Below are 15,052 nucleotides of genomic sequence, written 5' to 3'. Positions count from 1 at the left end.
AAGGAGCGTGCGCCACGTCCAGCCCCACGTCGGTCGTGATGGCCGCCGACCCGCTCGCCCTCGACGCGCAGCCGATCGACTACGTCCTGCTCGCCTTCTACTTCGTGCTGGTGCTCGGCATCGGCCTCGCCGCCCGTCGACGCGTCGCGAACAGCCTCGACTTCCTGCTGTCCGGGCGCTCGCTGCCCGCGTGGATCACGGGGCTCGCCTTCGTGTCCGCGAACCTCGGCGCGATCGAGCTGCTCGGGCAGGCCGCGAACGGCGCGCAGTACGGCGAGCAGACCTTCCACTACTACTGGATCGGCGCCGTCCCGGCGATGGTCTTCCTCGGGCTCTTCATGATGCCCTTCTACTACCGGTCCAAGGCCCGCAGCGTGCCGGAGTACCTCGGCAAGCGGTTCGACAAGCCGACGCAGCGGTTCCAGGCGGTCCTGTTCGCCATCGCCTCGGTGCTGATCGCGGGCGTGAACCTGTTCGCGATGGCGATCATCGTGCAGGCGCTGCTCGGCTGGCCGCTCTGGGTGTCGATCGTCGTCGCCGGATTCGTGGTGCTCGCCTACACGTTCCTCGGCGGGCTGTCCGCCTCCATCTACAACGAGGTGCTGCAGTTCTTCGTGATCATCGCGGCGATGGTCCCGGTCACGATCGTGGGCCTCGCGCGCGTCGGCGGCTGGTCCGGACTCACCGAGAAGATCGGGCGGCTGGACGGCGGGCCGGCGACGCTGCAGCCCTTCCCCGGCAGCGAGCTGACCGGCATCGCCAACGGGCTCGGCAGCACCGTCGGCGTCGTGCTCGGGCTCGGCTTCGTGCTGTCCTTCGGCTACTGGACCACGAACTTCACGGAGGTGCAGCGCGCGTTCTCCGCCAAGGACGCCCCGGCCGCCGTGCGCACCCCGCTGATCGCCGCCATCCCGAAGACCTTCGTCGCCCTGATCATCGTGGTGCCGGGCATGATCGCCTCCGTCCTCGTCCCGTCGATCGTCGACCTGAAGCGCGGCGGATCGGGCGGCGGCGCGACCTACAACGACGTCGTGCCGCTGCTGCTCAAGGAGCTGATCCCGAACGGCTTCCTCGGCGTCGCGCTCGCCGGCCTGCTGGCCTCCTTCATGGCGGGCATGGCGGCGAACGTGAGCTCGCTGAACACGGTGTTCACCTACGACATCTGGCAGGACTGGGTGCGCCCGGACCGGGAGGACCGCTACTACCTGAACGTCGGCCGCGTCGTGACGGTGGTCGGCACCCTGCTCGCGATGGGGACGGCCTTCATCGCGGCGGGCTTCAACAACATCCAGGACTACGTCCAGACGCTGTTCTCGTTCTTCAACGTGCCGCTCTTCGCGATCTTCATCCTCGGGCTGCTGTGGAAGCGGATGACCGGGCCCGCGGGCTGGTCCGGTCTGCTCGCCGGCATCGTGGGCGCCACGACGGTGTTCCTGCTGACGCAGACCGGGGTGCTGTCGCTGACCGGCCAGGGTTCGAGCTTCGTCGGCGGCACCATCGGCTTCGCGCTCGCGATCATCGTCGCGGTGATCGTCTCCTACCGGACTGCGCCGCGGCCGGAGCGGGAGCTCGTCGGCCTCGTGCGGGGCCTCACGGACGACTCCGGCAAGCTGCCCGCCGACCCCGGGGTGCTGAAGAACCCGTGGGTCCTCGGCATCGGCATCCTGGTGATCAACGTCCTGCTCTACATCCTCTTCCAGGCGTTCTAGGGGGCACCGATGGCCGACCGACCGAAACCGCACCTGCTCGACCGCGTCTTCGAGCTGCGCACCATCGTCGCGATCCTCTTCGGGGTCTACGGCGTCTTCTGCCTGATCTGGGGCATCGGGTTCACGACCCCGACCGAGATCGAGCACGCCGCCGGCATCAACGTGAACCTGGCGATGGGCATCGTCATGCTCGTGACCTCGATCGCCTTCTCCCTCTGGGTGATCGCGCGCCCCGTCGAGCAGGAGCAGACCGACTCCGACGACTGAGCGCGACCGCCTCGCTGGTCGAGTCCGTCGAGTCCGCGCCTACCCCGGTGGTCGAGCCTGTCGAGACCGACCGGCGCAGCCGCCGCCCGCCCTGTGGAGAACCGCCGCTGCGCCCCTCGCAGCCGCTCTAGCGTGCGGGCGTGCTCGCCGTCGCCCGTCGCGTCCCGATCGACGAGGCCGTCGTGGCGGCGGCCCTCGCACTGCTCGCCGCCGTCGCGGTCGGGCCGCGGCCGCTGCTGCTCGGCGTCCTCTGGCTCGCCGTCACCACCCCGCGGCTCGTCGCCACCGACGTCGCGGAGCACCGCCTCCCCGACGCGGTCGTGCTGCCCGGCTACCCGATCGTGCTCGCTGCGGTGCTGCTCGACGGCGCGGTGGCCGGCCGCGCCGTGCTGCCGGTCCTGCTCGCGGGCGCGACCTATGGGCTCGTGCTCCTGCTGCTGCACGTCACGGGCGGGATGGGCTTCGGCGACGTCAAGCTCGCTCCGCTGCTCGGTGCGCTCGGTGCGGCCGCCGCACCCGGCGGCGCGGTCCTCGCGGTCGTGCTCGCGTTCCTCGTGGGCGGCGCGGCGGCGGTGGTCGTGCTGGTCCGCCGCGGCGCGGGCAGCCGCATGCCGTTCGGACCGCCGATGCTGCTCGGCGCCTGGCTCGCGCTGCTCCTCGCCGCGTGAGCGCCTCGCGGTCCGCGGAGGATCCGCAGGCCGCGAGGCGCGGGGATGGGTCAGCCCGGGCGGGTCATCGACAGGACGTCGAGGGCGGTGTCGAGCTGCTGCTCGGTGACCTCGCCGCGCTCCACGAAGCCGAGGTCGATCACCGCCTGCCGGATCGTCATGCTCTCCGCGACCGAGTGCTTGGCGACCTTCGCCGCGGCCTCGTAGCCGATCACGCGGTTCAGCTTCGTCACGATCGACGGCGACGACTCCGCGAGCGCGCGGGCCCTGGCCTCGTTCACGGTCAGGCCGTCGACCACCGTGTCGGCGAGCAGCCGGGCGGCGTTCGTGAGCAGGCGCACGGACTCGAGCAGCGCGGTGCCCATGACGGGGATCGCGACGTTCAGCTCGAACAGGCCGGACGCGCCCGCCCAGGTGATCGTCGCGTCGTTGCCGACGACCCGGGCGGCGACCATCAGCGTCGCCTCCGGCACGACCGGGTTCACCTTGCCCGGCATGATCGACGAGCCGGGCTGCAGGTCGGGGATGTGCAGCTCGCCGAGCCCGGCGTTCGGGCCGGAGCCCATCCACCGCAGGTCGTTGCAGATCTTGGTCAGGCTCACCGCGACGACCTTCGTCGCGCCGGAGGCCTCGACCAGCCCGTCGCGCGCGCCCTGCGCCTCGAAGTGGTCGGCCGCCTCGGTGATCGGCAGCCCGGTCGTCTCGGCGAGGATCGCGATGACCTTCGGGGAGAAGCCGGCGGGCGTGTTGATGCCCGTGCCGGTCGCGGTGCCGCCGAGCGGCACCTCCGCGAGCCGCGGCAGCATCGCGCGCAGCCGGTCGACGCCGAGCCGCATCTGCCGCGCGTAGCCGCCGAACTCCTGCCCGAACGTGACCGGCGTCGCGTCCATCAGGTGCGTGCGGCCCGCCTTCACGACCTCCGCCCACGCGGACGCCTTCCGCTCCAGCGCCTCGGCGAGGTGCTCGAGCGCGGGGATCAGGTCGCGCTCCACCGCCTCGGTCGCCGCGACGTGCACCGAGGTCGGGAACACGTCGTTCGACGACTGGCTCGCGTTGACCTCGTCGTTCGGGTGCACGGTGCGCCCGAGCCGCTGCGACGCGAGCGAGCCGAGCACCTCGTTCATGTTCATGTTCGACGAGGTGCCGCTGCCGGTCTGGTACACGTCGATCGGGAACTGGTCGAGGTGCCCGCCCGCGATCACCTCGTCGGCCGCGGACACGATCGCCTCGACCACGTCGGCCGCCAGCACGCCGAGCTCGCCGTTGACGATCGCGGCGGCCCGCTTGATGCGCGCGAGCGCGATCACCTGCGCGTCCTCGAGACCCGCCCCGGAGATCGGGAAGTTCTCGACCGCGCGCTGCGTCTGCGCGGCCCACAGGGCGTCGCGCGGCACGCGCACCTCGCCCATCGTGTCGTGCTCGATCCGGTAGGCGGCGTCGTCGGACGTCATCGGGCTCCTTCGCCTCAGGCGGTGCGGTGGGCGGGGCTCACTCCGCCTCGCCCACGGTGAAGCGGCGGTGCACCCGGCCGTCGGCCAGGCGGTACTCGGCCCCGATGACCGCAACGCTACCCTCGGCGACCGCCGCGGCGAGCAGCTCGGACTCCTGCAGCAGGGCGGCGACCGTCGCCTCGAGGTGCGCCTGCCCGACCGCGTCCGCGTCCGTCCCGTCGGCCACCGCGTGCACGGCCGGGACGATCCGGTCGACGTGGGCCGCGATCAGCGGCGGCAGCATCGGGGCGTCGGGCTGCTCCGCGTCGATCGCGGCCTTGACCGCGCCGCACGAGTCGTGCGCGAGCACCACGACGAGCGGCACGTCGAGCACCGCGACCGCGTACTCGATCGAGGCCAGGGCGGAGGCGCTCGCGACCTGCCCGGCGTTGCGGATGACGAAGAGGTCCCCGAGACCGCGGTCGAAGAGCACCTCGGCGGCGACCCGGCTGTCGCTGCAGCCGAGCAGGGCGGCGACCGGGTGCTGCCCCTGCGCGACCTCCGCGCGGCGACGCGCGTCCTGGTTCGGGTGGCGTGGCTCGTCGGCGATGAACCGCGCGTTGCCCTCCGCCAGCTCGCGCCACGCGTCGATCGAGGCTGCGCTCACGGCAGGCTCCCCTCCCCGGTCAGGCCGCGTGCCGCGGCGTCCTTCGCGACGGCCGCCGCGAGATCCCGCACCTGCCCGGCCGACACGGTGCCGTACACCGCGACCCGCACGTCGCCGATCCGCGTCGCGAGCCCGTAGGCGACGTTGCCCGCGGCGTCGCCGAGGTCGCGCCGGTCGTAGACCCGCCACGGCAGGCCGCCGATCTCGGTCGTGCCGGTGGGCTGCGCCCCGTCGAGCGCCGAGCGCAGCGTCTCGTCGGTGCCCGGCAGCCCCTCGGTGAGGCCCGCGTAGCCGGTGCCGTCGACCACCCAGCCGACGTACCAGGAGGCGGCGTCGCCGGCGCCGCGCAGCTGCGCCGCGTTCGCGCGCCACGAGGCGGGCAGGTCCGGGGCGATCAGCGGCTGGCCCGCGGTGTCGCGGTACTGCTGCACCACCTGGGGCACGTCGATGACGGGCTGCTCGACGCCCGTGCCGCGCGGCACGAGCAGGACGATCACGATGACGAGCCCGACCGTCGCGGCGAGGGAGGCGACGAGGTTGCGGGTGTTCTGGCGCGAGCGGCGCAGCGCGCGGTCGCGGGCCTTCCGCGACGCGGTCTCGTCCGGCGTCTCCGGGCGCCCGAGCTCGGCGACGACCCGGGGCGGTCGCTCGCTCACGCGTCGGCAGCGCCCTGCGGCGCCCGGTCCAGCCGCGCGCGGGCACCCGTCAGCCACGTCTCGCAGCGGGTGGCGAGGGCCTCCCCGCGCTCCCACAGGGCGAGGGACTGCTCGAGCGTCGCGCCGCCGCGCTCCAGCTCGTCGACGACGGCGACCAGCGCGTCGCGGGCGGTCTCGTAGCTCATCGACTCGATGTCCGGGCTCGCCGGCTGCTCCGTCCCGCTCATGACCGCCATGCTACGAGCGGGCGCCGACGCCGGCGGCCGAGCGCGACTCCTCGGTGCCGAGCGGGCCCTCGCTCCGCGCGGCCACCGCGCCGTCCACGACCCGCACGACGAGGTGCTCGCCCGCGGGCGCCTGCTCGGTGCGGCGCACCGCCGCGCCCTGCGCGTCCAGCACGATCGCGTAGCCGCGCTCGAGCGTGCGCAGCGGGGAGAGCGCGCGCAGGTGCCCGCGCGCCTCGGCGAGGCGCGCCTCCGCCTGCTCGACGGCCCGGTCCATCAGCTCCGCCGAGCGGGCCGCGTACCGGGTCAGCTCGTCCGCGCGCCGCTCGACGATCCAGGACCCGTCGGCCAGCACCCGCCGGCCGCGCAGGTGCGCGATCCGGTCCGCCTCCGCCGACACGTGGTGCGTCAGGCGGCTGCGCATCCGCGCCCGCGCCGTCGCGACCCGGCTCAGCTCCTCCGTCACGTCCGGCACCACCCGCTTCGCGGCGTCCGTCGGGGTCGAGGCCCGCAGGTCGGCGACCTCGTCGAGCAGCGGCCGGTCGTTCTCGTGCCCGATGGCGCTGACCACGGGCGTCGTCGCGGCGGCCACCGCGCGCACCAGCCGCTCGTCGCTGAACCCGAGCAGGTTCTGGAAGTCGCCGCCGCCGCGCGCGATCACGATGACGTCGACGTCCGGGTCCTCGTCGAGCGCCTTCAGCGCGGCCAGGACCTCCGGCACCGTCCGATCGCCCTGCACGGAGGCGTGCACGACCCGGAAGTCGACGCCCGGCCAGCGCAGCTGCGCGTTGCGCAGCACGTCCTTCTCCGCGTCGCTGTCCTTGCCGGTGATCAGGCCGACCCGCCGCGGCAGGAAGGGCAGCCGACGCTTCCGGGCCGGGTCGAACAGGCCCTCGGCCGCGAGGGTGCGGCGCAGCAGCTCGAGCCGCTCCAGCAGGTCGCCGAGCCCGACGTGGCGCATGGCGAACACCTGCATGGAGAGCGAGCCGCCCTTCAGCCAGTAGTCCGGCTTCACGAGCGCGATCACGCGGTCGCCCTGCTTCAGGTCGTCGGGCAGGCGCGACCGCACGCTCGACCAGATCTGGAACGGCACGGTGACGTCGCGCTCCAGGTCCTTCAGCTTCCCGTAGGCGTTGCCGCCGCGGACGCCCCACTGGGTGATCTCGCCCTCGATCCAGACCTGGCCGAGCCGATCGATCCAGCCCTTCAGCTTCTGCCCGAGCATCGCCACCGGCCAGGGCGCCTCCGCGGTGCCGACCCCGTCGCTCATCAGCGCGCCTCCTAGACTGCCCCGGTGTCTCCTGCCGTCGAACTCGGCCTGCCGGCCGGCCCGAGGAGCGCTGCCACGGTAATCGACCCCGCCGTCACCGGGTCGGGCCGGGTGCTGCTCGCCGCCCCGCGCGGGTACTGCGCGGGCGTCGACCGCGCCGTCGTCGCCGTCGAGAAAGCGCTCGAGCGGTACGGGTCGCCGGTGTACGTGCGCAAGCAGATCGTCCACAACGTCCATGTCGTCCGGCGGCTCGAGCAGGAGGGCGCGGTGTTCGTGGACGAGGTCGACGAGGTGCCGGAGGGCGCCCACGTCGTCTTCAGCGCCCACGGCGTCTCGCCCGCCGTCGTGCGAGCTGCGGGGGAGCGCCGCCTGCAGGCGATCGACGCGACCTGCCCGCTCGTCACCAAGGTGCACCGCGAGGCGGTCCGCTTCGCGCGGGACGACCGGCACATCCTCCTGATCGGCCACCACGGCCACGAGGAGGTCGAGGGCACGATGGGGGAGGCCCCGGACCGCACGACCCTCGTCGGCTCGCCGGACGAGGCGGACGTCGTCGAGGTCGCGGACCCCGACAACCTGGTGTGGCTGTCGCAGACGACGCTGTCGGTCGACGAGACGATGGAGACCGTGCGCCGCCTGCGCGTGCGGTTCCCGAACCTGCAGGACCCGCCGTCGGACGACATCTGCTACGCGACGCAGAACCGCCAGGTGGCGGTGAAGAAGGTCGCGCGGGACGCCGACGTCGTGCTCGTCGTCGGCAGCGCGAACTCCTCCAACTCGGTCCGCCTCGTCGAGGTGGCGCTCGAGCACGGCGCGACCAGCGCGCACCGGATCGACGACGCCTCGGAGCTCGACCCCGCGTGGCTCGAGGGCGCCGGCACCGTCGGCGTCACGAGCGGGGCGAGCGTGCCGGAGCGGCTCGTCGAGGAGCTGCTGCGCGTGCTCGCGGGCCTCGGGTTCGGGACGGTCGAGGAGGTGCGGACCGCGGAGGAGGACCTGGTGTTCTCCCTGCCGCGCGAGTTGCGTCGCGACAGGACCGGCGCCCCCGACCCCCGCGCGCTCGGCGGCCGCAGCTGAGCGCCGCGCCGAAGCAGGGGACGGCGCCGGCCTGGGACGCCCCGCTGACGGTCGGGCTGCTCGTCTTCGCGCTGGTCCAGGTGACCCGCACCGTGGCGCAGGCGCGCGACCTCGGCCCGGCGCTCAGCTCCGTCTTCCAGACGCAGGGGTTCGGCGCCTACACGAACACCGAGGCGGCCGCGGTCGGCGGCGTCCTGCTGTCGATCACGCAGGTGCTGTCGCTGGTGCTCGCGATCGGCTTCTCGGTGCCGCGGCTCCGCACGCGCCGCAGGGCTTGGTGGATCCCGGTCGTCTGCGCGGTCGTCGCCTTCCTCGCCGCGACCGCCATCGTCATCGGCCTCGTGCTGGCCGACCCCGCCTACCTCGCCCGCCTGCGCCTGCCCGCCTGACCGCGCTCGCGGACGGGTCGAGCGCTCATCGCTCGGCGCCGTCGACTCGCGGCGGCGCTCCCGTGTCACGAGGTGGAGGCTTGAGCGGCAGATGGAGGCGCCAGCCGCCTCCATCTGCCGCTCAAGCCTCCAACTGAGGGGCAGTGCCACGCCGAGCCGGCTCCGGCCTGCCGCCCTGCATGGACGGTGTGCGTCAGCGCCAGCCGGCGCCGCCGTCGATCAGCTCTGCGACTTGCCGGCGCTGCCGAGCTGCCGCGTCGCCTCCGCGACACGGGCGGCCATCGCCGTCTCGGCGGTCTTGCCCCAGGCGCGCGGGTCGTAGATCTTCTTGTTCCCGACCTCGCCGTCCACCTTCAGCACGCCGTCGTAGTTCGAGAACATCGTCCCGGCGATGGAGCGCGTGAAGGCGTACTGCGTGTCGGTGTCGATGTTCATCTTCACGACGCCGTTCGCGACCGCGCGCGAGATCTCGTCGTCCGTGCTGCCCGAGCCGCCGTGGAACACGAGCTCGAGCGGCTTGGGGCCGCGGCCGTACTTCTCCGCGAGACCCGCCTGGATCTCGCCCAGCAGCTCGGGGCGCAGCTTCACGTTGCCGGGCTTGTAGACGCCGTGCACGTTGCCGAAGGTCAGGGCCGCGATGTAGCGGCCGTGCTCGCCGAGGCCGAGGACCTCCACGACCTTCTCGACGTCGCCGAGCGTCGTGTACAGCGCCTCGTTCGACCCCTCGTGCTGGACGCCGTCCTCCTCGCCGCCGACGACGCCGATCTCGACCTCGAGGATCGCGTCGATCGCCTTCGTGCGCTTCAGCATGTCGGCGGCGATCTCGATGTTCTCGTCCAGCGGCACGGCGCTGCCGTCCCACATGTGCGACTGGAAGATCGGGTTCCGGCCCGCCTTGACCTCCTCCTCGCTCGCCTCGATCAGCGGCAGGACGAAGTTCTCGAGCGCCGGCTTCGGGCAGTGGTCGGTGTGGAGGGCGACCGTGACGGGGTAGTTCTTCGCCACCTCGGTCGCGAACCTCGCGAACGCGATCGCGCCTGCCGCGCGGTTCTTCACCGTGTGCCCGGCGAAGTAGTCGGCGCCGCCCGTCGTGACCTGGATGATGCCGTCGGAGCCGGCCTCGGTCAGCCCCTGCAGCACCGCGTTGATCGTCTGGCTGGAGGAGACGTTCACCGCCGGGTAGGCGAAGCCGCCGTTCTTCGCCCGGTCGAGCATCTCGGCGTACTGGTCGGGGGTGGCGACGGGCATGGCGAACTCCTTCGGTCAGGGCCTGCCCGTCACCCTACTGAGCACGCGGTGAGCGCCGACCGCTAGGTTCCGGGGTGAGCGACGGCGCGAGGGAGGCATCCATGTCCGACAGGAACCTGGTCGCGAGGCCGGACCGCAACCTCGCCATGGAGCTGGTGCGGGCGACGGAGGCGGCGGCGATCCGCGCCGTGCCGTTCATCGGCAAGGGCGACAAGCTCGCCGCGGACGGGGCGGCGGTCGACGCGATGCGGGCCTTCCTCGGCACCGTCGAGTTCGACGGCGTCGTGGTGATCGGCGAGGGCGAGAAGGACCACGCGCCGATGCTCTTCAACGGCGAGCACGTCGGCACGGGGCGCGGCCCGCAGGCGGACATCGCGGTCGACCCGATCGACGGCACCTCGATGACCGCGCAGGGGCGGCAGAACGCGCTCGCGATGATCGCGGCGTCCGATCGCGGCTCGATGCTCGACGCCTCCACCGTGTTCTACATGGACAAGCTCGTCGCGGACGACCGGGGGCACGGCGTGATCTCCCTCGACCAGTCGATCGGCGACAACATCCGCGAGCTCGCGAAGGCGAAGGGCAAGCCGGTCGGCGAGATGGTCGTCGCGGTGCTGGACCGGCCGCGGCACGAGCCGCTGATCGAGGAGATCCGCGCCGCGGGCGCCGGCACCCGGATCCTGCTCGACGGCGACGTGGCGGGCGGCATCAACGCGGCCCGGCACGGCACGCGCATCGACATCTGCGTCGGCAAGGGCGGCAGCCCGGAGGGCGTCATGACCGCGTGCGCGATCAAGGCGCTCGGCGGGTTCATCGAGGGGCGGCTCGCGCCCTCGGACGACGCGGAGCGCGCCCGGGGCGAGGCCGCGGGCCTCGTGTTCGACCGGATCCTCTCGGCCGACGACCTGGTCGCGGGCGACAACACGATGTTCATCGCCACCGGGGTGACGGACGGCGGCCTCGTCGACGGCGTGCGGCTGCTCGGCGACACGATCCGCACGGAGTCCGTCGCGCTCCGCAGCCGTTCGGGCACCTTCCGCCGCATCGTCAGCGAGCACATCGCCGACCGCTGGCTCTGACCCGCGCCGCTCCGCACCCGCACCCGGCGCCCTGAGGTGCATTCGTCGCCGAGCGCTCGGCGCCGATCAGCGCTGCGGGCGCAGATTGTGCGGTGCGCGGTGGACGCGGCTCCGACTAGCGGCGTCGCGGAGCGGGCTCGCTCGCGGCGGAGGCGCGGGGGGCGCGTGCGTGGCGCTCTGAGGTGCAGTCGGCGCCGAGCGCTCGGCGACGATCGGCGCTGCGGGCGCGGATAGCGGGGACGCGCGGGTCAGGCGGCGTCGCCCGCGGCGAGCTCCGGCGCCGTGAAGCCGCGCGGCTGCGCGTCGAGCGGCGCAGCCTCGCCGAGGATCTTCGACTCGTCCATCCGGTTGATCTGCCGGCCCGTCACGAGCACCCGCGACTCGAGCGTGGCGGCGAACTCGTTGTAGGTCGTGACCGTGCGCTCGATCGCGCCCCGCAGCTTCTCCGCCCGCGTCGCCAGCGTCGACAGCCGGTCGTACAGGGTGCGCGACAGCAGGAACAGCCGGTGCGCGTCCTCCGTCAGGGCCTGCTGCGTCCACGTGTAGGCGACCGTCTTCAGCACCGCCCACAGGTTCACCGGGGAGGCGAGCGCGACCCGCTTCGAGAATGAGTAGTCGAGCAGGGAGGGGTCGGCCGCGAGTGCCGCCGACAGCAGCGACTCGCTCGGCAGGAAGGCGACCACGAACTCCGGGCTGTGGAAGTCGGTCCAGTAGCCCTTCGCGGCCAGGGCGTCGATGTGGGCGCGGATCGCGCGGACGTGCTCCTTCAGCAGCGCCGCGCGGCGGTCGGCCGCCACCCCGACCGCGGTCTCGGGGATCTCGTTCGCCTCGATGAACGCGGTCAGCGGCACCTTGGCGTCCACGGCGATGCAGCGGCCCTCGGGCAGCCGGACGACGAGGTCCGGGCGCCGCACGCCGTCGTCGCTGCGGCTGGTGACCTGCATGTCGAAGTCGACGCGGTTCGTCAGGCCCGCCGCCTCCACGAGCCGCCGCAGCTGCGTCTCGCCCCACGCGCCGCGGACCGAGTTGTTGCGCAGCGCCGCGGCGAGTGACTCGGCGGTGGTCCGGACCTGCTCGGTGGAGCGGCGTGCGGCCTGCAGCTGCTCCTCGAGCGCCCCGTACTGCTGCGCCCGCTGCTGCTCGAGGTCGCCGACCTTCGTCTGCATCGCGCGCAGGGTCTCCTGCACCGGCGCCAGGGCGGCGAGCACCCGGTGCTCCTCCTGCTCGCGGCGTCGCCGCTCGACGTCGTCGTGCGCCTTCGCGCGCGCCTGCTCGGCCTCGCGCCGCTCGGCCGCGTCGAGCGCCCGCTCGAGCCCAGCGATCGTCGCCTCCTGCGCCGACAGCTCCTCGCGCAGCCGGCCGCTGGCCGCGTCGGCCTCCGCGCGCAACCGCAGCAGCTCGGTCTCCCGCCTGGCGGTGTCGAGCGCGGGGTCGGCGGCGGGAGCGGGCCGTCGCACCACCAGCGCCGCGAGCGCGCCGATCAGCACGCCGACGACGAGGCCGATGACCAGGGGCAGCACGTCCATGCCGTGGAGGGTCGCAGCCCCGTCCGACACCGACTCGGCGCTTCGCCCGCGATGTCCGCGGCGACGGCCTTGCCCGGGTCCGTCTACCGGCTCAGAACGCCACGCCTCCGCAGCCCGGAGCGTGACGTCTCGAGACGCCGGGGGCGCGCCCTTCGCCTCCGCGGCTCACACGGACACGCACGGCGGGACGACCGGCGTGACGAATCGAGCCGGCAGCGGCGCGGCGACCCCGGAGCGGGGTCGCCGCGGAGCGTCAGGCGAACGCCATCGGCACGGACGTGTGCGGCGCCTGCGGCTGCAGCCGGTTCAGGCGCTCGCCGACCGTCTCGAGCAGGCCGTCGACGTCCTCCGCCCCGTGCCGCTCGGCGGCGTGGACGACGATGCGGGCGCAGGCCTCCGCGTCGGCGAGAGCGTCGTGGTGCGGGAAGTCCTCGAAGCCGGCCGCCATCGCGGCGACAGGCAGGCGGTAGCTGGTGAGCGCGTACGTGCGGCGGGCGAGCCGCAGGCTGCAGAAGTAGTCGAGCGGCGGTGTGCGGACCCCGGTCGCGAAGCAGGCCGCGCGGATGACGCCCATGTCGAAGCGGGCGTTGTGGGCGACGACGGGACGGTTCCCGAGCGCGGCGAGCAGGTGCTCCATCTGGTCGGCCCAGGACAGGGCGTCGACCACGCGGTCCGGAGTGATCCCGTGCACCCGGATGTTCCACTCGCTGAACACGTCGTGGCCGGCGGGCGGCCGGATCAGCCAGCCGACCCGGTCCGTGATCCGGCCGTCCTCGACGACCACCACGCCGACCGAGCAGGCGGACGCCGCGGTCGGCCCCGCGGTCTCGAAGTCGACGGCGGCGAAGTCCAGTGGCACGGCTCGAACGATGGCAGCGCCCTCCGACACCGCCGACGGCCACCCGCTCGGACGCCTACGGTTGAGGCCCGTGGCGCTCACCATCGGCATCGTCGGCCTGCCCAACGTCGGCAAGTCCACCCTCTTCAACGCCCTGACGAAGAACACCGTGCTCGCGGCGAACTACCCGTTCGCGACGATCGAGCCGAACGTCGGGGTCGTCGACCTGCCCGACCCGCGGCTCGGCACCCTGGCCGGGCTGTTCTCGTCCGAGCGCGTCGTGCCCGCCGCCGTGTCGTTCGTCGACATCGCGGGCATCGTCAAGGGCGCGAGCGAGGGGGAGGGGCTCGGCAACCAGTTCCTCGCCAACATCCGGGAGGCGGACGCGATCGCGGAGGTCGTCCGCGGCTTCGCGGACCCGGACGTCGTCCACGTCGCGGGCGGCGTCGACCCGGCCGGGGACCTGGAGACGATCGGCACCGAGCTGATCCTCGCCGACCTGCAGACCCTCGAGCGGGCGGAGCCGCGCGTCGAGAAGGAGGTCCGCGGCAAGAAGGCGCCGCAGGAGACGCTCGACGCGATCCGCGCCGCGATCGCCGCGCTGAACGCCGGGACGCGCCTGTCCGCCTCCGGCCTCGACCTCGCGCCGGTCCGCGACCTCGGGCTGCTGACGGCGAAGCCCGTCCTCTACGTCTTCAACGTGGACGAGGCGGTGCTCACGGACGAGGGGCGGAAGGCGGAGCTCGCCGCCCTCGTCGCGCCCGCGCAGGCCGTCTTCCTCGACGCGAAGATCGAGAGCGAGCTGATCGACCTCGACCCCGAGGACGCGGCCGAGCTGCTCGCCTCCACGGGCCAGGAGGAGAGCGGCCTCGACCAGCTGGCCCGCGTCGGCTTCGACACCCTCGGCCTGCAGACCTATCTGACGGCCGGGCCGAAGGAGGCGCGCGCCTGGACCATCCGCCGCGGCGCGCACGCCCCGGAGGCCGCGGGCGTCATCCACTCCGACTTCGAGAAGAAGTTCATCAAGGCCGAGGTGATCGGCTTCCAGGACCTCGTCGACGCCGGCAGCGTCGCGGAGGCGCGCAGCCGCGGCCGCGCCCGCATCGAGGGCAAGGAGTACGTGATGCAGGACGGCGACGTCGTGGAGTGGCGCCACGGCTGACCCCCCCCCCCCCGGAGCCACGCGGAGCGTGACGCGCCGCAGCGCGCAGGGGCGGGGTCCTACGGCAGGAACGGAGCGCTTCAGCAGGAACAGGTCGGTGAGATCCTCCTGCCGAAGCGCGCCCTTCCTGCTGAAGCGCTCGCATGTTCCTGCTGTAGCGCTCGCACAGTCCTGCTGGAGCGCTCGCTGCGGTGCGCGCCGGGACGTCCGTGCGGCGGGGGAGGATCGACAGATGGCCGTGATGCCGATGTTCCCGCTCGGGTCGGTGCTCTTCCCGCACATGCCGCTGCCGCTGCGCGTGTTCGAGCCGCGGTACCTGGCGCTGCTGCGCGACATCCTCCCCGACGAGCCGGCGGAGTTCGGGGTGCCGCTGATCGAGCGCGGGTCGGAGGTCGGCGGCGGCGACGTGCGCGCCGCCATCGGCACGATCGCCCGCGTCGGCCAGCTCGACAGCGCCGGCCAGGCGGTGCTGATGATCGCGCAGGGCGACCGGCGCATCCGCATCACGGAGTGGCTCGACGACGCCCCGTACCCGCGCGCGGTCGTCGAGGACCTGCCCGAGCCGCCGTGGAAGGAGGAGCTGGCGCCGCTGCTCGACCACGCCGAGCGGGTCGTGCGCCGCGTGCTCCACAAGGCGGAGGAGGTCGGCCAGGAGGTCCGCTGGCCGTCCGACGTCGGCCTCGACGAGGACCCGGCCGCGGCCGCCTGGCAGCTGGCCGCGATCGCACCGCTCGGGCCGCTCGACCAGCTCGACCTGCTGCGCTCGGAGTCGGTCGCCCGTCTGCTCGCCCGCACCGTCGAGCTGACGGAGGAGGCGGAGGTCCTCTACGAGTAGGCGGGCG

General features: G+C 73.4%; 14 protein-coding genes and 2 pseudogenes. 8 read left to right on the top strand and 8 right to left on the bottom strand.

Annotated features, from left to right (window positions below; translation table 11 throughout):
* The first annotated feature begins 38 nt into the window (after positions 1 to 38).
* The 3 genes from ACFSBI_RS01760 to ACFSBI_RS01750 all read left to right on the top strand — a co-directional run bounded on the left by ACFSBI_RS01760 (position 39) and on the right by ACFSBI_RS01750 (position 2,644).
* On the top strand, positions 39 to 1,709 hold the full coding sequence (locus ACFSBI_RS01760; RefSeq protein ID WP_377931465.1) for a sodium:solute symporter family protein: 1,671 nt from the start codon (positions 39 to 41) through the stop codon (positions 1,707 to 1,709).
* Positions 1,710 to 1,718: 9 nt separating this feature from the next.
* Complete coding sequence (locus tag ACFSBI_RS01755) at positions 1,719 to 1,976, top strand: hypothetical protein (RefSeq protein ID WP_377931464.1); 258 nt, start codon at positions 1,719 to 1,721, stop codon at positions 1,974 to 1,976.
* A gap of 140 nt (positions 1,977 to 2,116) precedes the next feature.
* Positions 2,117 to 2,644, top strand: a complete 528-nt coding sequence (locus ACFSBI_RS01750) for a prepilin peptidase (RefSeq protein WP_377931463.1) — start codon at positions 2,117 to 2,119, stop codon at positions 2,642 to 2,644.
* A gap of 50 nt (positions 2,645 to 2,694) precedes the next feature.
* On the opposite strand, the gene ACFSBI_RS01745 is transcribed toward ACFSBI_RS01750, so the two are convergent.
* The 5 genes and pseudogenes from ACFSBI_RS01745 to xseA form a co-directional block, all read right to left on the bottom strand.
* Complete coding sequence (locus tag ACFSBI_RS01745; RefSeq protein WP_377931462.1) at positions 2,695 to 4,095, bottom strand: class II fumarate hydratase; 1,401 nt, start codon at positions 4,093 to 4,095, stop codon at positions 2,695 to 2,697.
* 37 nt (positions 4,096 to 4,132) lie between these two features.
* Complete coding sequence (locus tag ACFSBI_RS01740; RefSeq protein ID WP_377931461.1) at positions 4,133 to 4,741, bottom strand: carbonic anhydrase; 609 nt, start codon at positions 4,739 to 4,741, stop codon at positions 4,133 to 4,135.
* A complete protein-coding gene (locus ACFSBI_RS01735) occupies positions 4,738 to 5,397 on the bottom strand; it encodes a DUF4245 domain-containing protein (protein WP_377931460.1) in 660 nt (219 codons plus the stop codon). Before ACFSBI_RS01735 ends, ACFSBI_RS01740 begins: the two co-directional genes overlap by 4 nt.
* Positions 5,394 to 5,624: an exodeoxyribonuclease VII small subunit gene (locus ACFSBI_RS01730; protein ID WP_377931687.1), complete on the bottom strand. Its 231-nt coding sequence runs from the start codon at positions 5,622 to 5,624 to the stop codon at positions 5,394 to 5,396. The genes ACFSBI_RS01735 and ACFSBI_RS01730 overlap by 4 nt, the downstream gene beginning before the upstream one ends.
* Positions 5,607 to 6,891, bottom strand: a pseudogene (gene xseA, locus ACFSBI_RS01725) (exodeoxyribonuclease VII large subunit); the annotation flags it as partial. The pseudogene xseA and the gene ACFSBI_RS01730, both read right to left, overlap by 18 nt.
* A gap of 48 nt (positions 6,892 to 6,939) precedes the next feature.
* On the opposite strand from xseA, the gene ACFSBI_RS01720 reads away from it, so the two are divergent.
* Positions 6,940 to 7,968 (top strand): 4-hydroxy-3-methylbut-2-enyl diphosphate reductase, encoded by a 1,029-nt coding sequence (locus tag ACFSBI_RS01720; RefSeq protein WP_377931685.1) that lies wholly within the window; start codon positions 6,940 to 6,942, stop codon positions 7,966 to 7,968.
* Positions 7,869 to 8,357, top strand: a pseudogene (locus ACFSBI_RS01715) (DUF6264 family protein); the annotation flags it as partial. The gene ACFSBI_RS01720 and the pseudogene ACFSBI_RS01715, both read left to right, overlap by 100 nt.
* Before the next feature lie 219 nt (positions 8,358 to 8,576).
* Here the strand turns inward: ACFSBI_RS01715 and fbaA are convergent.
* Entirely contained in the window at positions 8,577 to 9,605 is a 1,029-nt protein-coding gene (gene fbaA, locus ACFSBI_RS01710) for a class II fructose-bisphosphate aldolase (protein WP_377931459.1), read from the bottom strand.
* A 101-nt stretch (positions 9,606 to 9,706) separates the two neighbouring features.
* Here fbaA and glpX point away from each other — a divergent pair, with 101 nt between their 5' ends.
* Positions 9,707 to 10,684, top strand: coding sequence for a class II fructose-bisphosphatase (glpX, locus tag ACFSBI_RS01705; RefSeq protein WP_377931458.1), 978 nt, complete (start codon positions 9,707 to 9,709; stop codon positions 10,682 to 10,684).
* 248 nt (positions 10,685 to 10,932) lie between these two features.
* On the opposite strand, the gene ACFSBI_RS01700 is transcribed toward glpX, so the two are convergent.
* Both ACFSBI_RS01700 and ACFSBI_RS01695 read right to left on the bottom strand, forming a co-directional pair.
* Positions 10,933 to 12,210 (bottom strand): DNA recombination protein RmuC, encoded by a 1,278-nt coding sequence (locus ACFSBI_RS01700; protein WP_377931457.1) that lies wholly within the window; start codon positions 12,208 to 12,210, stop codon positions 10,933 to 10,935.
* A 253-nt stretch (positions 12,211 to 12,463) separates the two neighbouring features.
* Positions 12,464 to 13,069: a 3'-5' exonuclease gene (locus ACFSBI_RS01695; RefSeq protein ID WP_377931456.1), complete on the bottom strand. Its 606-nt coding sequence runs from the start codon at positions 13,067 to 13,069 to the stop codon at positions 12,464 to 12,466.
* Positions 13,070 to 13,139: 70 nt separating this feature from the next.
* Here ACFSBI_RS01695 and ychF point away from each other — a divergent pair, with 70 nt between their 5' ends.
* Positions 13,140 to 14,210, top strand: coding sequence for a redox-regulated ATPase YchF (gene ychF / locus ACFSBI_RS01690; RefSeq protein WP_377931455.1), 1,071 nt, complete (start codon positions 13,140 to 13,142; stop codon positions 14,208 to 14,210).
* Between the two features lie 232 nt (positions 14,211 to 14,442).
* Entirely contained in the window at positions 14,443 to 15,045 is a 603-nt protein-coding gene (locus tag ACFSBI_RS01685; protein ID WP_377931454.1) for an LON peptidase substrate-binding domain-containing protein, read from the top strand.
* Positions 15,046 to 15,052 lie beyond the last annotated feature (7 nt).

The organism is Amnibacterium endophyticum, assembly GCF_042680685.1.
GTDB classification, from domain to species: domain Bacteria; phylum Actinomycetota; class Actinomycetes; order Actinomycetales; family Microbacteriaceae; genus Amnibacterium; species Amnibacterium endophyticum.
Note: the sequence above shows the minus strand (reverse complement) of the source record. Positions and strands in the feature narration are given on the sequence as shown.